Here is a 21,387-nt window from a genome sequence, read left to right on the forward strand (position 1 = left end):
GGGTTGTGCCTTCCACGAGGGAAGACGGCGACGGGTCAGACGATAAGGATAGGAGGGCGCTCCAGCCGCTCCACCGGTGCAACGGGCACGAAGCGGTTTGGCTCGGGGAAACAGGGGCGATCGGGGGCCAGACAGGCCACCCCGAGTCTGGCATCGGCCACAACCGCCATGCCGAGTGCCGTGGTGAAGCTGCCGCAAGGCATCGCCTTCTCCAGGTGGCGCTCCATGGATCCGCAGTGACTGGTAAAGGTACAGAGATCCGTCGCCGCCCGGGTCCCGAATGACATGAGTACCAGCAGCAGACACCACAGGGGTATCCAGCGGCCGGCGCTGAGTCGGGGACGGGCAAGGGAGAGCATACGAGACCTCGTTGAGTGCAGGGTCATATCCTAACCCTACCCTCGGGGTCAGGGTCAAGGCTCGTCTGCCGGGCTGGACGCCATCGATGCCCGGGCCGAGAATGGATCACCCCGACAGGCCAAACCGAGGACCCCATGAAACGCATCCTGGTGCTGTTTGCCCACCCCGCCCTGCAGAAGTCGCGGGCCAACCGCAGCCTGTTACAGGCCATCGCCGATCTGGAAGGGGTCACCCTGCACGACCTCTACCAGACCTACCCGGATCAGCTGATCGATGTGAAACGGGAGCAGGCCCTGTTGGCCGAGCACGACCTCATCGTCTTCCAGCACCCCTTCTACTGGTACTCCTGCCCCGCCATCCTCAAGGAGTGGTGCGATCTGGTGCTCGAGTATGGCTATGCCTATGGCCAGGGGGGCACAGCCCTGCACGGCAAGCAGTGGCTCTCGGCCATCACCACCGGGGGGGCGCCCGAATCGTATAGCGAGGCGGGCTACAACCGCCGCCCCCTGCTCGACTTCCTGCTGCCATTTCAACAGACGGCCCTGCTGTGCGGCATGACCTGGCTGCCCCCCTTCGTGCTGCACTCCTTCCACAAGCTGAGCGAACCGGGAGCCTTCACCCGCTGCGGCCAGGAGTATCGCCGCCTGCTCGAGGCCCTGCGCGACGATCGGCTGGCACAGACCCAGCTGGCCAGCCACGACTACCTGCGCGATCTGCTGGAGGTGCTGTGATGGAACAGGGACTGCTGCACAACGCCCTCATCTATCTGGGGGCCGCCGTCATCGCGGTGCCGCTGGCCAAGCGCTTCGGCCTGGGATCGGTGCTCGGCTACCTGCTGGCGGGCATAGTGATTGGCCCCTACCTGCTCGGCCTGGTGGGGGATCAGAAGGAGGTGATGCACTTTGCCGAGTTCGGAGTGGTGCTGATGTTGTTTCTGGTGGGGCTGGAGCTCAAACCCGCCCTGCTGTGGCAGCTCAAGGGACCCATCCTCGGCACGGGCGGACTGCAGATGGCGCTCACCACGGCCGCCCTCACCGGGGTGGGGTTACTCTTCTCTCTCGGTTGGCAGAGTGCGCTGGCCATCGGTCTGATCCTGGCGCTCTCCTCCACCGCCATCGCCCTGCAGAGCCTGCAGGAGCGTCGTCAGATGCAGAGCGAGAGCGGTCGCAGTGCGTTCGCCGTGTTGCTGCTGCAGGACATCGCCGTCATCCCCATCCTCTCCTTGCTCCCCCTGCTGGCCCTGCAGCCCACCACCCTCGGCGAGAGCAGCGGCCTCAGCGGCTGGCAGCAGGGCATGGTGGTAGCCGCCGCCATCAGTGGCATAGTGCTGGGAGGCCACTTCCTGATGCGTCCCATCTTTCGTGCCATCGCCCAGGCCCATCTGCGCGAGATCTTCGTCGCCGCGGCCCTGCTGCTGGTGGTGGGGATCGCCGTGCTGATGGAATCGGTGGGCCTCTCGCCAGCCCTCGGCTCCTTCCTGGCCGGCGTGGTACTGGCCGAGAGCGAGTACCGCCACGAGCTGGAGGCGGACATGGCGCCCTTCAAAGGCCTGCTGCTCGGCCTCTTCTTCATGTCGGTGGGGGCCGGCATCGACTTTAGCCTGTTCGCCGAACACCCCCTGCTGATCCCTCTGCTGGTGATAGTGCTGGTGGCGGTGAAGTGGGCCGTGCTGATGGGACTGGGCCGGGTGCTGCGGATGAGCCCGAACCAAAACTGGACCTTCGCCCTGGCGCTGGCCCAGGGGGGAGAGTTCGCCTTCGTCCTCTTCTCCTTCGCCGGCCAGGCCCGAGTGCTCGATGAGGAGCTCACCAGCCTGCTTACCCTGGTGGTGACCCTCTCCATGGCACTCGGCCCCCTGCTGCTTATCCTCAACGATCGCCTGATCCAGCCCCACTTCGACTATCAGGCCCCGGCCAGGGAGCACGCCAACCCCGAGCCGGCCGACAACCCTGTCATCATCGCCGGCTTCGGCCGCTTCGGGCAGATGGTGGGGCGCATGCTGCACGGCCACGGTATCGGCACCACCATACTCGAGCAGGACCCGAGTCAGATCGAGATGCTGCGCAAGTTCGGCTATCAGGTCTTCTACGGGGATGCGGCCAGGCTCGATCTGCTGCATGCGGCCGGGGCGCACCAGGCCAGGCTGCTGGTGGTGGCGGTCAACGACCCGGCCATGACCCTGGCCATCATAGAGACGGCGCGCAGACACTTCCCCCATCTCGGCATACTGGCCCGCGCCCAGGACCGCCCCCACGCCCACGATCTGTTGCGCCACGGGGTCGAGAGGGTCTATCGCGAGACCCTGGGCTCGGCGGTCGATCTCGGGGTCGAGGCCCTCACCCTGCTCGGCTTTCGGGCCAACCAGGCGTGGCGTGCCGGCCAGACCTTCAAGCAGCACGACAACCGCCTGCTGCACGAGCAACTCCACTATCTCGACGACGAACACACCTATATCAACAAGAGCCTGCAATATCGCGACATCCTGGCCGACTTGTTGCAAGATGACGAGGAGGAGCAGGAGCGTACCCGTCACCACGATTGGGACAGCGGCCTGCCCGCCGATGAATCTCCCAAGGAAGCAAGATGATCACCTACTACCCATTGATAAAGCATCTGCACATGCTGCTGGCCATGATCAGCCTGCTGCTGTTTCTCGGTCGCTGGGTGCTGGCCATGAAGGCGAGCCCGGCACTGAACCGCAAGTGGCTCAAGATTCTGCCCCACATCAACGACACCCTGTTGCTCGGGGCCGGCCTCTGGCTGGCCGTGCTGCTGCACCTCTCCCCGGGCAGCCAACCCTGGCTGCTGGCCAAGCTGATCGCCCTGGTCGGCTATATCGCCGCCGGCATGGTGGCCCTCAAGAGCCGACAACCGCTCCCGCGTGCGGTGGCCGGTGTGGCCGCGCTGGGGCTGTTTGGCTACATGGTGGGCGCCGCCATCCTCAAGAGCCCTCTCTCCTGGTTCGGCTAGGCAAGAAAAACCGCTGCGACAGAACTCTTCAGGGCCCCACACAGGGCCCTTTCTTTTGGAAAAAACGATTATTTTCAATTGGATATGGAGTTTTGTATGTAAATGGCGACACTTGTCGCAGCAAAAAATGCGACAGATACTGTCGCAAGCACTGTCTAGGATAGCGACATAGCCCATCAGCAAAGGCATTCACCATGAGCAAGAAGCTGTTAAGACAACTGACGCTGGCACGTTGCATTCCGCACCGTCCCTACAAGCTGACCGCCAGCCAACTGCAGGTGAAACTCGAAGAAGAGGGGATCCGTGTCAGCCTGCGTACCGTCCAGCGCGACCTGGAGGAGATGTCCGGCATGGGTCTGTTCGACCTCACCTCCGATGAGCGCAGCAAGCCTCACGGTTGGTGCTTCGAGCGCAACGGCCTGAGCGACTTCGCCAACATCATGCCCCTCTCTCTGGCGGTGGCCCTGAAGACCTGGAGCGACCAGGCCAGCCAACTGCTGCCGGCGAGTGTGCTGACCGAACTCAACCCCCTGGTGGACAAGGCCTGCCAGGTGATCCAGGACAGCCAGAGCGAACCGGCCCAACGCTGGCTCGAAAGCGTGCACCAGTCACCGCGCCCCTTCGCCGGCAACCCGGACATCCGCCGCAGCACCCTGATCCGCGACGCCCTGTGGCGTGGTCGCAAGTTCAGCGCCGACGTGCAGCGGGTGATCAAGGAGCGCACCGTCTGGTTGCGTTACGATCTGATCAATCCGCTTGGCATCCTGAATCAGGAGGAGGGCCCGGTGCTGCTCTGTACCCTCTCCGAGCTGGATCCCAAGGTCTACGGCATCGCCTTCGACCATATTCGCGAGATAGAGCTGACCAACCACAGCACGACCCAGCCGAAGGACTTCAACCTCCAGAAGCTGGTGCGCGAGCAGAGCTATCAGGACGCCAACAGCACTATCCGCTTCGTCGGCCGCATCGACGAGAGCAGCCAGGCCCTGCGCGAGAGCGACATTCCCGGGCGCAACCAGCGCATGACCCGCTATGACAAGCGCAGCGTGGTGGTCGAGACAGAGGTGGCTGACACTCCCGAGTTTCGCAGCTGGCTGCACAATATCGACGGGCACGTCGAGGTGCTGGCCCCTGAGTCTCTGAAGAAGGTCTATCCCTCTCGCCTCAGCTGATAACGCCTAAAAAAACGCCGCTCTCTCGAGCGGCGTTTGCATTGCAGGCCATTAACGATCCGTCAGCAGCAGGGCGGCCAGATCGACCCGGTTGACCGGCCCCTCCCGTCCACCCGCGTCGTTGTAACTCTCATTAGAGCCCAGATAGCTCATGTTATAGAAGTCGCTGACCCGGACGCTGTAGCGACCGGCCGGCAGATCGACCGCCAGCGGTGTCGACTCGCGCAGGGGCTTCTTCTCCCCCTCCTTCATGACGTGGGGCATCTGCACCACACCGCTTGCCACCACGGCGCCATCCGGGTTCATGACCTCGACCAGCTTGACCCCGTTGGTTACCCCCAGGTTGATGGCGTGATGGCCGTTGAAGTACTCGAGCCGGATCATCCGCTTGCCCTCGATGGGCAGATCCCCGATCAGCAGCTGCTCACCCGGCGCCCCCCAATCCTTGAGATAGGCGACCTCAATCCCCTCGCCCGTCACCAGGCTGCCATCGTGGCGTACCCTGGCATCGGTGACCGGGATGCGCTCCTGCACCGCATTCAGGCACAAGGGCTTGGCGTGATGGGAGCGATGGCCACTGGTCCCGTAGACCGCCTCGGCGCTGTAGCAGGCCCCATCGGTCGCAGGCAGGCTAGCATCCAGCCAGCGCGGCTCGGTCAGGCCGCTGGCCACCCGTTGCCCGTTACGATAGAGGTTGTAGGTGACGCCGCCGCGATTGGCCCTATCACTGAACTCGACGGCCACCCCGTCACCCCGGCGGGTCACGGCGACCATCTGCGGCTCCCGGGGGGCAAAGACGCTGGGGTCATCCACCGAGCGGGGATCGACCCCCTCGATCAGAGTCACCGGCTGCTCATCAGCCTGAGCGGCGCCGAACCGGATCTCGATGCGGTTGCTCCCTTGCAGCTGGCTGGCGTCGATACGATCGCCACTCACCTCGTTGCCGTTGAGGCGGATTCCCGCCACCGGATAGTAACCACCGGCCGCCCCCTGTGCGGGCAGTTGCAGCACTATGCTGATCGTCTTGCCCCGATAGTTGAGCCCCTCCAGGGTCACGCTGTCACTGCCCCCCATGAGGCGGTGCAGCCTTGTGGTGACGAAGGGTTTGAGGCGTATGCCTCCCTCTTCCACCCGGTAGCCGAAAATGTCACTCGTCACCATGCCGAGATATCCCCCCACGGACCAGAGTTGGCGCTGGGAGTTGATCACGGGGCCACTCAGCTCGGGGTGGTCCAGATCCATCAGGGAGGGCTGACCGGATAGCCACTCCAGGTTCTCCATGTTGGATAGGTTGAGGGCCGCGCCGCGCATCAGGGTGTCCACGTGACGATCGACCGCCGCCACGCTCTTCACCTGCACCGCTGCCTTGAGGGCGTAGGCGGTGACGAAGGGCCAGATGGAGCGGTTGTGATAGACGGGCACATCGGGTTGCTGCGGGAAGTAGACAGGCGCGCCGAAGGGGCCGAAGGGGTAGCGGCTGACGATCGATCTGGCCTGCTGCTCATCGGCAATGCCGCTGACGATGGCCAGAGCCTCCCCCAGCATGTCGAAGCGATAGCCCTGGCTGGCGTCGGTCGCACCATAGATGAGGCTGGCATACATGCCCTGCTCCGGCATCCAGAAGCCACGGTTGATGGCCAGCTTCAGATCCCGGGCCCACCCCTCATAGCGGCTGGCCGCCTCGCTCTCTCCCTGCTGGTCCGCCAGGCGGGCCGCCAGGCGCAGCGCCCGGTAGTGGTTCACGTTGGTCGAGAGGGCCTTGCTCATGCCGATATGGGCGATGTCACCGGTAATCCACCTGGCATAGGTCTGTTCACGCCAGTCCAGGTAGGACTGCTCCCCCGTGTAGAGGCCGTCGGCCGGATCGAAGGCGGCCAGCCGGTCGCTCTCCAGGGTGGCCTTGAGCCCGCCATAAACCTGGCGGGCGAAGACGAGCCGCTCCGCGTCACTCAGACTGTCGAGCACTGCCTCGGCCCCCATGGCCCAGGTCACCCGATCCGTGCTGATGGGCCAGCTGCCGCCTGTCCCTGTGTCCTGCACTATCTGCGCCCCCTCAGGGATGCGGGGCGAGAGATCCCCCTGCAAGGATGACCTGAACGGGGAGAGCTTGAACTGCAGCGAGTTGCGGGCGCGCTGGGGATCCAGGGTGCCGAGCCCCAGATCGGTCGCATAGGAGAGATCCCGGGTCCAGACGTAGTGCCACTTAGCCCCCGTCTCGAAGCAGTCGCACGGGATGGCACGGCCACCGTTGTAGCTGCCATCCTTCACCTCTGACACGCTGTTGAGGCGCATCTCGTGGTTAGCCAGGGCAAACAGGGCGTCGAAGGCCAGGCTGCCGGTGCGCACCCTGGGCAGATCGGCCTCCTCCCGGTAGCTGACATAGTTTTCGACAGGATCGCGCAACTCCTGGGTGGTGGACTGGGCGTATTCGCGCAGCGCGGCATCGCGCTTAAGCACCGAGAAGGTCACCTCCTCCTTCACCCCGGTTTGATAGGTCTCGAAGGGGAGCTTCTCGACCGCCTCATGCCCCTGGTGCGGGTTGACCAGGGTCAGATCCTCGCTACTCGCCGCGGTCACGGTCAGGCGGGGGGCATCGGTCCGGCTCGCATCCAGCTCGAATCGGTAGAACCCCTCCTGAGCCAGCGTGAGACTGAACGGGGTACAGGCGCCATCACAGCGCGCCAGCGGCAGGCTCTCGCTGGGTTTGGCCTGCGCACCCTGGCTCGACAGGCCAAGCTCACCGCCGGCCGAGCCTATCTCCAACTTGTGGTCACCGGCCGCCAGACGGGCCACGGTGACGTAGCGCCCGTCTCCCAGATAGGTGAGGGAGAGAACCGGCTCGCGGCTCCCCTCGATGCCGAGCAGATAGAGGGTCTCGGGGTACACAGGATCATCCCGCTCCATGGTGAAGGTGATGCCGGGGGCCGCCAGGTCGGCGCGATTCACCTCGACCCTGATGTCGAACAGCCCCTTGCGCTCCACCACCAGCCGGTTGTTTTGTCCCCCGTCCAGATAGTACATAGGATAGGCATGACCCGGTTGAATGGCGGTCTCTTTCTGGGTGTCGGCGGCAAAGTCCGGATAGGTACCCCACTCGGGGCCAGCGACCTTGAAGGGGGGCATGCCGCTGTTCAGGCGCAGGTTATCCAGGTGATAGGCGCCGTCGCGATAGACAAACTTGAACTTGTTATCGCGATTCCAGCCACTGAACTCCCCGACCATGTAGAGATCGAACGACCAGGGGGGCGTCTTTGCCTCGGGGTTGGCTGGCGTCGATGAGTCGTTTTGGTTGCAGGCGCTGAGCAGCAGGCCGCTGCTGCAGAGGGCAACGGCCATGGCGACAGGATGGAGCTTCATGATTTTCCCTTTATTTTTTATGAGTAACGGTGTGCCGCGCCATTTTAGGGAAGAGGATCATGGGGTTAGAAATAGACCCCAACCGCAGTACCGATAGGGGTTATCTATAACGCATCCGAAAAGCGTGATCGGGGCGCCATTGCCGGGGCCGAACCGGCTATTTCGATTCTCCGAAATTGTGATCGTGACAGGGCTCCCTCTGTCGCCTCCCGCGCCTTGCCACCCGACCAAACGGGGGCTAAGGTGACCTGCCTTTACCAACCCGCCCCACATCGTGAATCGACAGCTACAACAGTTCATTCAGGTCGCCACCTGCCGTAACCTGAGCCAGGCAGCCCGCCGGCTTGGGGTCACCCAACCGACCCTCACTCACAACATGCGGCGCCTCGAGGCGTCACTCGGGGTCACTCTCTATCAACGTAGCAGCACCGGCATCACCCTGACCGAGGCGGGTCGCTGCCTGCTGGAGCAGGCCAAAGAGATAGAGGCGCTCTATCAGCAAACCCACCAACGCCTGCAGCGCATCCGGGATCGCCAACAACGCGCCTTGCGTATCGGCACCGGCCACGCCTGGTGGCACGCCCTGCTGCTGCCGGTCGTCAGCCGTTACTGTGAATGCCACCCAGCGTCGTCCCTCAACATTCAGGTGGGTAATCATCTGCGTCTGCTCGATCTGCTTGAACATCACGAGATAGACCTCTTCATCGGTCATGAGATCCATGGGCTGGCCGAGCAGAGCCAACTCCATTTCGAGCCTCTGCTGCTGGCCGAAGACGCGCTCTTCGTCCGACGAGACCACCCGCTGGCCAACAGCGTCAGTAACAGAGAGGATCTCGGCCGCTACCCGACCCTGCTGGTCACGCCCGATGAAAACCGCTTCATCCGGCTGGTGCACGACCTCACCACCAAGCAGGCAGAGAAACAGCGCATGGGGATCGACGACAAATTCATCCATACCACCAACTCCATGATGGTGGCCATCGACCTGCTGCTGGCGAGCAACATGATCATGCCCTTCCCGCGTCAGATGGGGGAATACCTGGCACCGCAGGGTCTGGTGCCCTTGAAGATGAGTGAGGAGTACAACAGGGGAATCGTCGGGGTTTATCACCGACTGGGGGAAGATATGGAGCGCACGACCGTGGTCCGGCTGCTGCAACAGGAGGCCGCTCGCCACCGCTAGGTGGCCTCAAATGCAAAAAGGCCGCTCATTGAGCGGCCTTTTCAAATGTGGTCGGTGTGAGAGGATTCGAACCTCCGACCCCTTCGTCCCGAACGAAGTGCGCTACCAAGCTGCGCTACACACCGATGTCGACGGGGCGTGAATTTACCTAAACCCCTTCCCCATGACAAGGTTTTTTTCACTTTTTTTTGGAAAAAACGCGTGTCTGTTCACCCAATCACCGAGATGCCGGTTTTTTAGGCAGAAATGTCCTCAGGCCCGAGCAGACGATGTCGCCAGTTGGCCGGCGTGCCTCGCTCCAGCCAGTCGCTGGCATGCTTGCGCCAATTTGGCGACAGGGTGGAAAGCTCGGCCAGCAGGCGCAGGTCCTGCTCCACCCTCGGCTGGTTGTAGAGGATGTCGGCGCAGCGCTTCACGCTTAAGGTCGAGCCGCGATCGACCAGGGTCAGCTCGGCATCCGGCGCCACCCACCCCTCTTCCAGCACCCGCAGCAACCAGCCGCAGCGGCCGCTCAGTTGCATCGTCAGAGAGAAGTTGGGGTAACCGAAACGCAGGTTGAGCTTGAAGCAGGGAGAACGTGGCTGGCTCACCTGCACCAGGGCCTCGCCGAGGCGAAACAGATCACCGACATGCACCTGCTCCTCGGTCAATCCCAGGGTAGAGAGGTTCTCACCGAAGGCGCCGGGCAACCAGGGAGTGGCGGGATCGGGTAACCCCAGGCTCTGCTGCCAGCTGTGCCAGAAGAGATAGTGATCGGCCGGGTAGTGGTGCAGCGCCCGTTCCACCCCGCCATGGTGGCGAGTATCGGCCTGCTGGTCGCCCTGTAATCCGGTTGAACCGCACCAGAGCGGTGCCGTCGCCGGCTGCTTGGCGATGGCGGAAGCGACCTGGGGGGACAGTGCAGCCTGGCTGCCGGTAAAGAGGGAAATCCGCATTCTCATCCTCCTGATTGACGAGAGAATGCGGATTTTATCATCAATGGCTGTCGAGCACCGATTGCATCTGCTGCATGTGGGCGATCTCCGCCTTGCGGCGCTTCTCTGCCCTGGCCATGAAGTACCAGCTGAAGAAGGTAAACAGGGACACAGAGAGCAGGATCAGGCTGGCGATGGCGTTGATCTCCGGCTTGACGCCGAGACGTACGGCGGAGAAGACCTCCATCGGCAAGGTGGTCGAGCCAGGGCCCGCCACGAAGCTGGCCAGCACCAGATCGTCCAGCGACAGGGCGAACGACATCATGCCGCCGGCCGCCAGCGAGGGGGCGATCATCGGGATGGTGATGAGAAAGAACACCTTCCACGGACGGGCCCCCAGATCCATGGCCGCCTCCTCGATGGAGAGATCCAGCTCACGCAGGCGCGCCGACACCACTATGGCCACGTAGGCCGAACAGAAGGTGGTGTGGGCTATCCAGATGGTCAGCATGCCCCGCTCCGCCGGCCAGCCCACCAGCTGGGCCATGGCCACGAACAGCAGCAGCAGGGAGAGACCGGTGATCACCTCGGGCATCACCAGGGGCGCGGTCACCATGCCACCGAACAGGGTTCGGCCACGGAAGCGGGGCACCCGGGTCAACACGAAGGCCGCCAGGGTACCGAGCGCCACCGCGGCAATCGCCGTGTAGCAGGCGATCTCCAGCGAACGCAGCACAGAGTTGATGAGCTGGGTGTTCTTCAGCAGCCCGAAGTACCACTTGAGCGACCAGCCCCCCCACACAGTCACCAGCTTGGAGGCGTTAAAGGAGTAGATCACCATGATGACCATGGGCAGGTAGATGAAGGCCAGGCCGGCCCACAGCATGATGCGGGAGAAGTTGTGCTGTTTCATACCTTGCCCTCGAGTTCCTTGGCCTGGTTACGGTTGAACAGGATGATGGGGATGATCAGGATAGCCAGCATCACCACCGCCAGGGCCGAGGCCACCGGCCAGTCACGGTTGTTGAAGAACTCCTGCCACAGCACCTTGCCGATCATCAGGGTCTCGGGGCCACCGAGCAGCTCCGGAATGACGAACTCCCCCACCACAGGGATGAACACCAGCATGCAGCCGGCGATGATGCCGTTCTTGGAGAGGGGCACAGTGATCTGCCAGAAACGGGTCAGGTTGCGCGCCCCCAGATCCGAGGCGGCCTCGAGCAGGCTGTCGTCGTGTTTGGCCAGGTTGGCATAGAGCGGTAGCACCATGAACGGCAAGTAGGAGTAGACGATGCCGATATAGACAGCCACGTTGGTGTTGAGGATCTGCAGCGGCTGGTCGATGAGACCTATCCCCATCAAGACGCTGTTGAGCAGGCCGTTGTTACTGAGGATGCCCATCCAGGCGTAGACCCGGATCAGGATGGCGGTCCAGGTGGGCATCATGATGAGCAGCAGGTAGACGGTCTGCATGTGCTTCTCGGCCCGCGAGATGGCATAGGCCATGGGGTAGCCGATCAGCAGGCAGAGCAGGGTGCTGATGGCCGCCATCTTGAGCGAGCCCAGATAGGCCGACAGATAGAGTTCATCCTCGTCGAGCAACAGGTAGTTGCCGAGGTTGAGCAATATGGTGAGTTGATTGTCGGCCCAGGTCATCACGTCGGTGTAGGGCGGGATCGCCACATCCGCCTCGGCGAAGCTGATCTTCAGCACCATGATGAAGGGGAGCAGGAAGAACAGGAACAGCCAGATGAAAGGCACACCGATGACCAACCGGCGCCCGATGGCAAGATTCATCGTCTTCATGATTGCAGCACCACGCCGCTGTCATCTTCCCAGTAGAGGAACACCTGATCGTCCCAGGTGGGCCGCTTGCCGTGGCGCTCGGCATTGGCGATGAAGGCCTGAACCACCATGCCCGAAGGCAACTCGATGAAGTAGACGGAGTGACCACCCAGGTAGGCGATGTCATACACCTTGCCCCAGGTGCCGTTGTGATTCGGGTGTTCCAGATCGTCCGGCTTCTGGATACTCATCAGCAGCTTCTCGGGGCGCAGGGCATAGGTGACGCGCTTGTCTTCGGCCCGGGTGCTGATGCCGTGGCCCACCATGATGGGCAAATCCAGATGGGGACAGGCGATCACCGCGTGGTCCAGCTCATCTTCCACCAGCACGCCGTCAAACAGGTTAACGTTGCCGATAAATTCGCACACCAGGCGGCTGGCCGGGGTCTCATAGATGTCCATCGGGCTGCCGATCTGCTCAATGCAACCCAGGTGCATGATGGCGATGCGCTCGGCCATGGTCATGGCCTCTTCCTGATCGTGGGTCACCATGACGCAGGTCACGCCGACCCGCTCGATGATCTCGACCAGCTCGAGCTGCATCTGGGAGCGCAGCTTCTTGTCGAGCGCCCCCATGGGCTCGTCGAGCAGCAGCAGCTTGGGACGCTTGGCCAGAGAACGGGCCAGGGCCACCCGCTGACGCTGGCCGCCGGAGAGCTGGTGCGGCTTGCGCTTGGCATACTGGGTCATCTGTACCAGTTTGAGCATCTCCTCGACCCTGGCATCGACCTCCGCCCTGGGCAGACCATCCTGCTTGAGGCCAAAGGCGATGTTCTGGGCCACCGTCATGTGCGGGAAGAGGGCGTAAGACTGGAACATCATGTTGATGGGGCGCTCATAGGGGGGCATATCGGTGATGTCCACCCCGTCGAGGAAGATGCGCCCTTCGGTCGGGCGCTCAAACCCGGCCAGCATCCGCAGCAGGGTCGATTTACCCGAGCCCGAACCACCGAGCAGGGCGAAGATCTCGCCCTTGTTGATGTTGAGGGAGACGTTGTCGACCGCCAGGGTCTCGTCAAACTGTTTACTCACCCTGTCAATCTTGACCAGCACCTCTTTCGGCTGCTGGCTCCCTTCTAGGGCTTTCTTGTAGGCACTGGAGGCTATTGCCATCACCAAACTCCCAAACAATGCACACTGCCCCTCACGGCCGTGTCCTGGCTACTGAGACAAAGAGGCAGGCCTGCCGGCCTTGCCTCACTTTCGTTATTTTCCGGTCTTGACCCGGCTCCAGCTGCGCGTGAATTGTCGCTGGATTTTTGGGGTACGCTCGGCGGCAATATAGAGCCGGCCAAGTACCTCCTTAGCGGGGTAGATGCTCTTGTCGGTGAGCATCTCCTCATCCATATAGGGCACCGCCCTGGTATTGGGATTGGCGTACCCCACGTACTTGCTGACCCCGGCAATGACCTGGGGATCGAGCAGATAATTGATATAGGCGTGGGCCTCCTTGACGTTCTTGGAGTCCACCGGGATGGCCATCATGTCAAACCAGAGATTGCTCCCCTCCTTGGGGATGGAGTAGGCGATCTCGATCCCCTTGCCCGCCTCTTTTGCACGGGCGGCAGCCTGCATCACGTCACCCGAATAGCCGACCGCCACGCAGATGTCGCCGTTGGCCAGATCGCCGATGTACTTGGAGGAGTGGAAATAGGTGACATAGGGGCGGATCGTCATCAGACGCGCCTCGGCCTGCTTGAAGGTCTCCGGGTCCTTGCTGTTGGGATCGAGCCCAAGGTAGAGGGCCGCCAGAGGCAGCATCTCATCCCCCGAATCGAGCAGAGCGACGCCGCATTTGGCGAGCTTCTGGATATTCTGTGGCTCGAAGATGACCGCCCAGGAGTCGATGTGATCCACCCCCAGCACCGCCTTCACCTTCTCGACGTTGTAGCCAATGCCGTTGGTCCCCCACAGGTAGGGAACCGCGTACTGGTTGCCGGGATCGTTGACCTCCAGCTGCTTGAGCAACGTGGGGTCGAGATTGTTCCAATTGGGCAGCAGGCTACGGTCCAGCTTCTGGAAGGCACCGGCCTTGATCTGCTTGCCGAGGAAGTTGTTGGAGGGCACCACCACGTCATAACCGGTATTACCGGTGAGCAGTTTCCCCTCCAGAGTCTCGTTGGAATCGAACACGTCATAGACGGGTCGAATCCCGGTCACCTTCTGGAAAGAGGGCAAGGTCTCTTCACCGATATAATCGGACCAGTTGTAGATGTGTACGGTCGGAGCAGCCTGAAGCAGGGAAGAGGCTCCCAGCAGCAGGGTCGCGGTCAACAGTTTGCTATGCACAGAATCCATCCTCGTATCTTGGGTTAGAGAACCCCTCACACTCCGGCGAATTCCCCTCCGGCGAACCGGAGGGGCGATACGGCATTACTTACCGGACTTGATCTTGGTCCAGCTGCGGGTCATGGCCCGCTGCACCTTGGCCGGGAGATCCGGGAAGGTGTAGATCTTCTTGAGGGTGTCCGCAGTCGGGTAGATACCCGGATCGGTACGGATCGCCTCATCCACCAGCGGAGTGGCGGCCTTGTTGCCGTTGGGGAACTGCACGGCGTTGGTGATCTCGGCAATGATCTCCGGCTTCATCAGGAAGTTGAGGAAGGCGTGGGCCTCCTCCACATTCTTGGCATCGGCCGGTACGGCCAGCATGTCAAAGAAGCTGCCCGCCCCCTCTTTGGGAATGGTGTAAACGATATTCACCCCATTCTTCGCCTCGACGGCACGGGACTTGGACTGCTGCAGATCGCCGGAGTAGCCCACGGCCACACAGAGGTTGCCGTTCGCCAGGTCGCCGATGTACTTGGACGAATGGAAGTAGGCGGTATAGGGGCGAATGGAGAGGAACAGCGCCTCGGCCTTCTTCAGGTCCGCAGCCTTCTCGGAGTTGCTGGGCAGGCCCTGATAGTGCATGGCTGCCGGCAGCATCTCGGTCGGGGAATCCAGGAAGGAGACACCGCACTCCTTGAGCTTGGTCATGTTTTCCGGCTTGAACACCAGATCCCAGGAATCGACCGGCGCCTTGTCACCCAGCACGGCCTTCACCTTGTCCACGTTGTAGGCGTAGCCGATGGTGCCCCACATGTAAGGCAGGGAGTAGAGGTTGCCCGGATCGCTCGGCTCCAGTGCCTTGAGCAGATCGGTATCCAGGTTCTTCCAGTTGGGTAGCTTGGACTTGTCCAGCTTCTGGAAGACGCCAGCCTTGATCTGCTTGGCCAGGAAGGGGTTGGAGGGGACGACCACGTCATAGCCCGACTTGCCCGCCAGCAACTTGGCTTCCAGCACCTCGTTGCTATCGAACACGTCGTACACCACCTTGATGCCCGTCTCTTTTTCGAACTTGGCGATGGTGTCCGGGGCGATATAGTCAGACCAGTTGTAGACATGCAGCACCTTGTCTGCGGCGACCGCATTGGTGGCCAGCATGGCGGACACCACACAGGCGGCGAGCACACCCTTCTTAAAAGACATCATCCTTGTCTCCTTCAAGTTTGCATACGTCAACCGGGCAACAGACTCAGCCGAGCAGGCCTTCGGCGGTCAGCTCCAGACTCCGTCTGGCCAAGTTGACCAAGTTATCCACCTCCGTCTCGGTGATGACCAAGGGCGGGGATATGATCATCGTATCCCCTACCGCACGCATCACCAAGCCATTGTTAAAGCAGAACTCCCGGCATGTCAGACCCGCTTTGGCGGCAGTCGGGAAACGGCGTTTGTCCTGCTTGTTTTGAACTATCTCGAGCGCGGCCACCATGCCCTTTCCCCGGGTCTCGCCGACGATAGGCAGATCGGAGAGCTCCGACCAGCGCCGCTGAAGATAGGGGGCGATTCTATCATGCACTCGATTAACTATGCTCTCTTTTTGCATAAGCTTTATGTTAGCGATCGCTACGGCGCAAGCGACCGGATGGCCTGAGTAGGTGAAGCCGTGCGCAAATTCGCCCCCCTTCTCGACCACCCGAGCCACCCGATCGCTCACCATCACGGCACCGAGTGGCACATAACCCGAGGTGATCCCCTTGGCCAGACACATGAAGTCGGGACGAATGCCGAAGGTATCGCAGCCAAACCAGGAGCCGGTACGGCCAAAGCCGCAGATCACCTCGTCGGCGATGAGCAGGATGCCGTAGTGATCGCAGATGCGCTGGATCTCGGGCCAGTAGCTCTCGGGCGGTATGATGACCCCGCCGGCCCCCTGGATCGGCTCGCCGATGAAGGCGGCGACCTTCTCCGGCCCCAGCTCGAGGATCTTCTTCTCGAGCTGGCGTGCCCGCTCCAGACCAAACTCGTGGGGACTCATGCCCTGCCCCTCGCCGAAGTAGTAGGGCTGGTCGATGTGGACGATACCCGGGATCGGCAGGGAGCCCTGCTCGTGCATCCCGCTCATGCCCCCCAGGCTGGCACCGGCCACGGTTGAGCCGTGATAGGCGTTGTGGCGACTGATGATCACCTGGCGCTCCGGCTTGCCCTGGCTGGCCCAGTAGTGACGCACCATGCGCAGCACTGTGTCGTTGCACTCGGAACCCGAGCCGGTAAAGAAGGCCTGGTTCATGCCTGCCGGCGTCACCTCGGCCAGCAGGCTGGCCAGTTCGATGGCGGGCGGGTGAGCGGTCTGGAAGAAGAGGTTGTAGTAGGGAAGCTCGCGCATCTGGCGCTCGGCCGCCTCGATCAGCTCCTCGCGGCCATAACCCATGTTGACGCACCACAACCCTGCCATGCCGTCGAGGATACGCCTGCCCTCGGAATCGATGAGGTAGACCCCCTCGCCCCGGGTGATGATACGGGACCCCTTCTGACGCAGCTGCTGATGATCGGTAAAGGGGTGCAGGTGGTGGCTCGCATCCAGACGCTGCCACTCACGGGTATCGAATTGCATCTTTCGCTCCTTGCGCGGACGGACACGCCGCCCTCAGTGGGAAAGGGCCGCCACGCTGCGGCCCGTCAGGATCAGACATTAAGCAGCAGAAACTCCCGCTCCCAGGAGCTGATGACGCCGAAGTAGGTCTCATACTCCTTGCGCTTGACCGCCACGAAGGCGCGGATGAAGCGCTCACCCAGCATCTCCTTGATGGGCTCGCAGTGCTCGAGGTGGCTCAGTGCCTCCTCCAGGGTACGCGGCAGGCTGTATGGCAGCTCATAGGCACTGTGTTTCATCTCGGGCAGGGGTTCCAGCTTCTCCTGAATGCCGAGGAAGCCGCACGCCAGGGTGGCGGCCAGCGCCAGATAGGGGTTGGCATCGGCGCCGGCGAAGCGGTTCTCGACTCGCCGGGCAGAGGCATCCGAGTGGGGCACGCGCAGTCCGCAGGTTCGGTTCTCCACCCCCCATTGCACGTTGCGCGGCGCACTCTCGCCGAAGGTGAGACGGCGATAGGAGTTGACGTTGGGGGCCAGCAGGGCGGTGACCGCCGGCGTGTACTTCTGCAACCCGGCGATGAAATGCATGAAGAGCTGGGTATGGCCGCCATTATCGGTCCCGAACAGGTTGTTCCCCTCGCTATCCTCCAGGCTCTGGTGGATGTGCATGGCCGAACCGGGCTCGTTGCTCATGGGCTTGGCCATGAAGGTGGCGTAGATGCCGTGACGGTGAGCGGCTTCACGCATGGTGCGCTTGAACAGGAACACCTGATCGGCCAGATCGATGGCATCCCCGTGCAGGAAGTTGATCTCCATCTGGGCGGCGCCGGACTCATGGATCAGAGTATCCACCTCGAGCTCCTGAGCCTCGCAGTAGTCGTACATGTCCTCGAAGATGGGATCAAACTCGTTGACCGCATCGATGCTGAACGACTGGCGGGCGGTCTCGGGACGCCCGTTGCGACCAATGGGCGGCGCCAGGGGATAATCGGCATCCTCGTTGCGCTTGACCAGATAGAACTCCAGCTCGGGCGCCACCACCGGCTTCCAGCCCTGCTTATCATAGAAGGAGAGCACCCGGCGCAGCACGGAGCGGGGCGCTATGTCCACCAGCTGGCCATGAGCATCGAAGCAGTCGTGGATCACCTGGGCGGTCGGCTCCAGGGCCCAGGGTACGAAGCGGATGGTGTTGGGGTCGGGGTAGAGCAGCATGTCCCGCTCCAGGGGATCGACCATGCTGTCGTCATCCGGATAGTCCCCGGTGACCGTCTGAATGAAGATGACCTCGGGCAGCCGCATCCCCCCCTCGCGCAGGAACTTGCTGGCGGGAAGAATCTTGCCCCTGGCATTACCCGTGAAGTCCGGAATCAGGCACTCCACCTCAGTGATACGGTTGGCATCCATCCAACCCTTGATGCGATCCATGTTAACCCCGACTGTGAATCAGCCCCGTCCGGAGCGATGTTACCGAAATGTAACTTGTCACCATCTAAGCCGGTTATAGGAAGGACTGTCAAGGGAGGGTGTTTAAAAAAATAAAAAGATTCACCCAAAAAACAGCTTTGCGATAGCAAATATTAAACACTCCATTCGAGGGGTGGCACCAGGCTCAATGAGGCCAAAATAGACGCAAAAACTCACTTGGAACCCACCTTTTCCCGAAGAAGTGCACAAATTAACGACCATCCCCTTTGCTATCCGAACAATATCTGATAAAAGGCCGGCCCTGATTTCGTGCTAACACACGAGACAGAGCACCGGGAATTGGTCTGGTCACAGACCGCCCCTATCCATACTGATAATTCGGGTTTGAATACACGGGTAGTAACACATGTGTGACTTTATGACTGAAGACCAACTGAGCTTCTACAAAAGCCAGATAGAAAACCAGATCGCCGAGATCGAGGAGCGTCTGAGCTCTCAGGCCAGCCAGGCCATCGCCACCGATACCAACGAGATGGCCGACGAGATCGATCGCGCCAGCGTCGAAGAGGCGCGTCGCCTCGAACTCAACCGCATCGAGCACGATAAACTCCACCTGCGCAAGCTCAAGGCCGCCCTCAAGCGCATCGTCGAAGGGGACTTCGGCTACTGCGAGTCCTGTGGTGACGAGATCGCCATCAAGCGCCTGCAGGCACGCCCCGAGTCACGCTTCTGCGTCGAGTGTCAGAGCACCAAGGAATTCAACGACACCCACGTCTATCGCCGCGTCGCCTGACATTTCTGTTAGAATCGGGCCAGATTCTATACGGAGTCCGGTCCCATGAGATGGCTAGGTTGGTTGTGCCTGTACCTTCCCCTGCTGGTACAGGCACAGACGCTCACGATCAAGGTCCCCCGCCTGCCGGTCAACCAGATGGCCGAACAGTACCAGCTGCCCCTGCTCAGGATGGCGCTGGAGAAGTCAGGGATCCCCTTCAAGATAATCCAGGTTCCCACCACTCTCACCCAGGACTCCATCAGCCGCGAGCTCGAAAATGGCAAGCTGTTTAACCTGTTCTGGATGGGGACCTCGAGCGATCTGGAGCGGCGCCTCACCGCTATCCCCATCCCCCTGTTCAGGGGATTGGAGGGAGTGCGGGTGGCCATCATTCATCGCGATGATCAGGAGGCCTTCACCCGCATCAAGAATCTGGATGAGCTGCGCCAGCGCAAGGCCGCACAGGGGGTGGGCTGGGGTGATAACCGGGTTCTCGAAACCGCAGGTATTCCCACCTATGCGGGACGCTTTCACACCCTGTTTCATCTCATCAACGACCACAGAGAGGTCGACTTCTTCCCGCGCGGGATGATAGAGGCCTATGCGGAGCAGCGGGAGCTGGCCGCGCAGTACCCCAATCTGATGATCGTTCCCCATCTGCAACTGCGTTATCCCTACGCCCAGTTCTTCTTCGTGGGCCACGACCAGAAGGCGCTGGCCGAGGCACTGCGGACCGGGCTGGAGCGACTCTATGCCGATGGCAGCTTTCTGCGCTTCTTTCGGGACAATCCCCTGGTGCGCGAGGCCCTGGCGCAGACCAGCCTGACCCCACAGGTCACTCTTGATCTGGTCAACCCAGATCTGACCCCCGCACTCAAGGCAGTCCCTGCTGCCTATTGGGAGTCGCCACAGCCCTGACTCGGGGCGCCATCACGATCTGATAACCGTAACGCCCCCTGGCCGCCCCCACTCACTCCCCATTGATACGAGGTTTTCATGAAATATGCCCTGCTGCTCACCCTGCCCCTGCTGACGGCCTTCGCTCAGGCCACGGGCGCCGACCGGATCGGCGAGGTGAGCACCGCCTTCAAGCTGCTTGGCCCCAACCACAAGATAGTGATCGAGGCGTTCGACGATCCCCGCATCGACGGGGTCACCTGTTACCTGGCCAGACCCAAGACCGGCGGCATCAAGGGCGGGTTGGGGTTGGCCGAAGATCCCTCCCATGCCACCCTCTCCTGCCATCAGGTGGGCCCCATCAGGGTACCGGCCGAACTCAAGGGGGTGAGGAGGTGTTCGACGTCAGCACCTCCCTGGTCTTCAAGGAGCAGCGAGTGGTGCGCTTCTACGACAAGAAGCGCAACGCCCTGGTCTACCTCACCTACAGCACCCGGCTGGTCGACGGCTCCTACAAGAGTGCGATGAGTGCCGTCCCCATCATGCCCTGGGGCTAATGCCCACGGTCAGGCGAGGGTGATAGGGATTACGCTTTGGTGTAAGGTGTGACCACGCATCATCAAGAGTTCACACCATGAAAATTGCCCTCTTCAGCAGCAAGAGTTACGACAAGGAGTATTTCCAGCAGGCCAATGCCAATTACGGCTTCGAGCTGGAGTTCTTCGACGTGCGCCTCGAGGCCAAGACACTGCGGCTGGCCCACGGCTTTCCCGTGGTCTGCCTGTTCGTCAACGACGAGGCCGACCGCGCCATCCTGACCGAGCTGGCCCAGTTCGGCACCAAGGTGATCGCCCTGCGCTGCGCCGGCTACAACAACGTGGATCTGGCCGCCGCCAAGGAGCTGGGGCTGACAGTGGTGCGGGTGCCCGCCTACTCGCCCGAGGCGGTGGCCGAGCACGCGGTGGGGCTGATGATGACCCTCAACCGCCGCATCCATAAGGCCTACCAACGCACCCGGGACGCCAACTTCTCCCTCGAGGGTCTGGTTGGCTTCAACATGTTCGGCCGCACCGCCGGCGTCATCGGCACCGGCAAGATCGGCATCGCCACCCTGCGTATCCTCAAGGGGTTTGGCATGCGCCTGCTGGTGAGCGACCCGTACCCGAACCAGGCAGCCCAGGATCTCGGTGCCGAGTACGTGGACCTCGACACCCTGTATCGCGAGTCCGATGTGATCTCCCTGCACTGCCCGCTGTTCCAGGAGAACTACCACCTGCTCAACGGTGCCGCCTTCGCCAAGATGAAGAACGGGGTGATGATCATCAACACCAGCCGGGGTGGCCTGCTCGATGCCAACGCCGCCATCGAGGCACTCAAGAGTGGACGCATCGGCGCCCTGGGCCTCGACGTCTACGAGGAGGAGGAGGAGCTCTTCTTCGAGGACAAGTCCAACGAGGTGATCACCGATGACGTGTTCCGCCGCCTGTCGGCCTGTCACAACGTGCTGTTCACCGGCCACCAGGCCTTCCTCACCCGTGAGGCCCTGCACGCCATCGCCGACACCACCCTGGCCAACGTCAAGGCGGTGCGCGAGGGACACACCAGCGGCAACGAGGTGGAATAAACCCGCCGCTTG

At 62.0% G+C, this 21,387-nt stretch carries 18 protein-coding genes, 1 tRNA gene and 1 pseudogene; 9 read left to right on the forward strand and 11 right to left on the reverse strand.

Annotated elements, in window-relative coordinates; translation table 11 throughout:
- Nucleotides 1–35 precede the first annotated feature (35 nt).
- Complete coding sequence (locus BN1121_RS08935; protein ID WP_005349301.1) at nt 36–359, reverse strand: hypothetical protein; 324 nt, start codon at nt 357–359, stop codon at nt 36–38.
- 135 nt (nt 360–494) lie between these two features.
- Here BN1121_RS08935 and kefF point away from each other — a divergent pair, with 135 nt between their 5' ends.
- The 4 genes from kefF to BN1121_RS08955 all read left to right on the forward strand — a co-directional run bounded on the left by kefF (nt 495) and on the right by BN1121_RS08955 (nt 4,502).
- Nucleotides 495–1,091, forward strand: coding sequence for a glutathione-regulated potassium-efflux system oxidoreductase KefF (gene kefF / locus BN1121_RS08940; protein ID WP_005349299.1), 597 nt, complete (start codon nt 495–497; stop codon nt 1,089–1,091).
- Nucleotides 1,091–2,947, forward strand: coding sequence for a monovalent cation:proton antiporter-2 (CPA2) family protein (locus BN1121_RS08945; RefSeq protein WP_005349297.1), 1,857 nt, complete (start codon nt 1,091–1,093; stop codon nt 2,945–2,947). The genes kefF and BN1121_RS08945 overlap by 1 nt, the downstream gene beginning before the upstream one ends.
- Nucleotides 2,944–3,330, forward strand: a complete 387-nt coding sequence (locus tag BN1121_RS08950) for a SirB2 family protein (RefSeq protein ID WP_005349295.1) — start codon at nt 2,944–2,946, stop codon at nt 3,328–3,330. Before BN1121_RS08945 ends, BN1121_RS08950 begins: the two co-directional genes overlap by 4 nt.
- A 194-nt stretch (nt 3,331–3,524) precedes the next feature.
- Nucleotides 3,525–4,502, forward strand: a complete 978-nt coding sequence (locus BN1121_RS08955; protein ID WP_043597701.1) for a helix-turn-helix transcriptional regulator — start codon at nt 3,525–3,527, stop codon at nt 4,500–4,502.
- 51 nt (nt 4,503–4,553) lie between these two features.
- Here BN1121_RS08955 and BN1121_RS08960 read toward each other — a convergent pair whose 3' ends face one another.
- Nucleotides 4,554–7,859 (reverse strand): alpha-L-rhamnosidase-related protein, encoded by a 3,306-nt coding sequence (locus tag BN1121_RS08960; protein WP_005351445.1) that lies wholly within the window; start codon nt 7,857–7,859, stop codon nt 4,554–4,556.
- Between the two features lie 274 nt (nt 7,860–8,133).
- Between BN1121_RS08960 and BN1121_RS08965 the strand changes: the two genes are divergently transcribed.
- A complete protein-coding gene (locus BN1121_RS08965) occupies nt 8,134–9,042 on the forward strand; it encodes a LysR family transcriptional regulator (RefSeq protein WP_005351447.1) in 909 nt (302 codons plus the stop codon).
- A 48-nt stretch (nt 9,043–9,090) separates the two neighbouring features.
- Here BN1121_RS08965 and BN1121_RS08970 read toward each other — a convergent pair.
- The 9 genes from BN1121_RS08970 to BN1121_RS09010 form a co-directional block, all read right to left on the reverse strand.
- A tRNA-Pro gene (locus BN1121_RS08970) sits at nt 9,091–9,167 on the reverse strand.
- Between the two features lie 111 nt (nt 9,168–9,278).
- The gene (locus BN1121_RS08975) at nt 9,279–9,977 is read right to left on the reverse strand and encodes an MOSC domain-containing protein (protein WP_005351449.1); all 699 of its coding nucleotides are present in this window, start codon (nt 9,975–9,977) and stop codon (nt 9,279–9,281) included.
- A 40-nt stretch (nt 9,978–10,017) separates the two neighbouring features.
- Complete coding sequence (locus tag BN1121_RS08980; protein ID WP_005351452.1) at nt 10,018–10,869, reverse strand: ABC transporter permease subunit; 852 nt, start codon at nt 10,867–10,869, stop codon at nt 10,018–10,020.
- Nucleotides 10,866–11,762, reverse strand: a complete 897-nt coding sequence (locus tag BN1121_RS08985) for an ABC transporter permease subunit (protein ID WP_005351453.1) — start codon at nt 11,760–11,762, stop codon at nt 10,866–10,868. The genes BN1121_RS08980 and BN1121_RS08985 overlap by 4 nt, the downstream gene beginning before the upstream one ends.
- Nucleotides 11,759–12,913 carry an ABC transporter ATP-binding protein gene (locus tag BN1121_RS08990; protein WP_005351454.1) on the reverse strand — a complete coding sequence of 385 codons (1,155 nt, stop codon included), beginning with the start codon at nt 12,911–12,913 and terminating at the stop codon, nt 11,759–11,761. The genes BN1121_RS08985 and BN1121_RS08990 overlap by 4 nt, the downstream gene beginning before the upstream one ends.
- 93 nt (nt 12,914–13,006) lie before the next feature.
- A complete protein-coding gene (locus tag BN1121_RS08995; RefSeq protein ID WP_005351455.1) occupies nt 13,007–14,098 on the reverse strand; it encodes a polyamine ABC transporter substrate-binding protein in 1,092 nt (363 codons plus the stop codon).
- Between the two features lie 75 nt (nt 14,099–14,173).
- Entirely contained in the window at nt 14,174–15,271 is a 1,098-nt protein-coding gene (locus BN1121_RS09000) for a polyamine ABC transporter substrate-binding protein (protein ID WP_152424664.1), read from the reverse strand.
- Nucleotides 15,272–15,317: 46 nt separating this feature from the next.
- Nucleotides 15,318–16,676, reverse strand: coding sequence for an aspartate aminotransferase family protein (locus tag BN1121_RS09005; RefSeq protein WP_005351458.1), 1,359 nt, complete (start codon nt 16,674–16,676; stop codon nt 15,318–15,320).
- 71 nt (nt 16,677–16,747) lie between these two features.
- Nucleotides 16,748–18,079, reverse strand: coding sequence for a glutamine synthetase family protein (locus BN1121_RS09010; RefSeq protein WP_005351463.1), 1,332 nt, complete (start codon nt 18,077–18,079; stop codon nt 16,748–16,750).
- A gap of 406 nt (nt 18,080–18,485) precedes the next feature.
- Here BN1121_RS09010 and BN1121_RS09015 point away from each other — a divergent pair, with 406 nt between their 5' ends.
- From BN1121_RS09015 to BN1121_RS09030, 4 genes and pseudogenes are all read left to right on the forward strand, one after another.
- On the forward strand, nt 18,486–18,872 hold the full coding sequence (locus tag BN1121_RS09015) for a TraR/DksA family transcriptional regulator (protein WP_005351467.1): 387 nt from the start codon (nt 18,486–18,488) through the stop codon (nt 18,870–18,872).
- A gap of 45 nt (nt 18,873–18,917) precedes the next feature.
- Nucleotides 18,918–19,772: a hypothetical protein gene (locus tag BN1121_RS09020; RefSeq protein WP_005351470.1), complete on the forward strand. Its 855-nt coding sequence runs from the start codon at nt 18,918–18,920 to the stop codon at nt 19,770–19,772.
- 78 nt (nt 19,773–19,850) lie between these two features.
- Nucleotides 19,851–20,308, forward strand: a pseudogene (locus tag BN1121_RS09025) (CreA family protein).
- A gap of 77 nt (nt 20,309–20,385) precedes the next feature.
- Nucleotides 20,386–21,375: a 2-hydroxyacid dehydrogenase gene (locus tag BN1121_RS09030; protein ID WP_005351476.1), complete on the forward strand. Its 990-nt coding sequence runs from the start codon at nt 20,386–20,388 to the stop codon at nt 21,373–21,375.
- Nucleotides 21,376–21,387: the final 12 nt, after the last annotated feature.

Source organism: Aeromonas diversa CDC 2478-85 (genome assembly GCF_000819805.1).
Classification (GTDB): domain Bacteria; phylum Pseudomonadota; class Gammaproteobacteria; order Enterobacterales; family Aeromonadaceae; genus Aeromonas; species Aeromonas diversa.

Bases quoted from the DNA above. Each gene is read 5' to 3' on its own strand.
- BN1121_RS08955 (WP_043597701.1), top strand. From the start codon at position 3,525: ATGAGCAAGAAGCTGTTAAGACAACTGACGCTGGCACGTTGCATTCCG.
- BN1121_RS09020 (WP_005351470.1), top strand. From the start codon at position 18,918: ATGAGATGGCTAGGTTGGTTGTGCCTGTACCTTCCCCTGCTGGTACAG.
- BN1121_RS08990 (WP_005351454.1), bottom strand. From the start codon at position 12,913: ATGGCAATAGCCTCCAGTGCCTACAAGAAAGCCCTAGAAGGGAGCCAG.
- BN1121_RS08945 (WP_005349297.1), top strand. From the start codon at position 1,091: ATGGAACAGGGACTGCTGCACAACGCCCTCATCTATCTGGGGGCCGCC.
- BN1121_RS08975 (WP_005351449.1), bottom strand. From the start codon at position 9,977: ATGCGGATTTCCCTCTTTACCGGCAGCCAGGCTGCACTGTCCCCCCAG.
- BN1121_RS09010 (WP_005351463.1), bottom strand. From the start codon at position 18,079: ATGGATCGCATCAAGGGTTGGATGGATGCCAACCGTATCACTGAGGTG.
- BN1121_RS08950 (WP_005349295.1), top strand. From the start codon at position 2,944: ATGATCACCTACTACCCATTGATAAAGCATCTGCACATGCTGCTGGCC.
- BN1121_RS09000 (WP_152424664.1), bottom strand. From the start codon at position 15,271: ATGTCTTTTAAGAAGGGTGTGCTCGCCGCCTGTGTGGTGTCCGCCATG.
- BN1121_RS08935 (WP_005349301.1), bottom strand. From the start codon at position 359: ATGCTCTCCCTTGCCCGTCCCCGACTCAGCGCCGGCCGCTGGATACCC.
- BN1121_RS08995 (WP_005351455.1), bottom strand. From the start codon at position 14,098: ATGGATTCTGTGCATAGCAAACTGTTGACCGCGACCCTGCTGCTGGGA.
- BN1121_RS09030 (WP_005351476.1), top strand. From the start codon at position 20,386: ATGAAAATTGCCCTCTTCAGCAGCAAGAGTTACGACAAGGAGTATTTC.
- BN1121_RS08980 (WP_005351452.1), bottom strand. From the start codon at position 10,869: ATGAAACAGCACAACTTCTCCCGCATCATGCTGTGGGCCGGCCTGGCC.
- kefF (WP_005349299.1), top strand. From the start codon at position 495: ATGAAACGCATCCTGGTGCTGTTTGCCCACCCCGCCCTGCAGAAGTCG.
- BN1121_RS08985 (WP_005351453.1), bottom strand. From the start codon at position 11,762: ATGAAGACGATGAATCTTGCCATCGGGCGCCGGTTGGTCATCGGTGTG.
- BN1121_RS09015 (WP_005351467.1), top strand. From the start codon at position 18,486: ATGTGTGACTTTATGACTGAAGACCAACTGAGCTTCTACAAAAGCCAG.
- BN1121_RS08960 (WP_005351445.1), bottom strand. From the start codon at position 7,859: ATGAAGCTCCATCCTGTCGCCATGGCCGTTGCCCTCTGCAGCAGCGGC.
- BN1121_RS09005 (WP_005351458.1), bottom strand. From the start codon at position 16,676: ATGCAATTCGATACCCGTGAGTGGCAGCGTCTGGATGCGAGCCACCAC.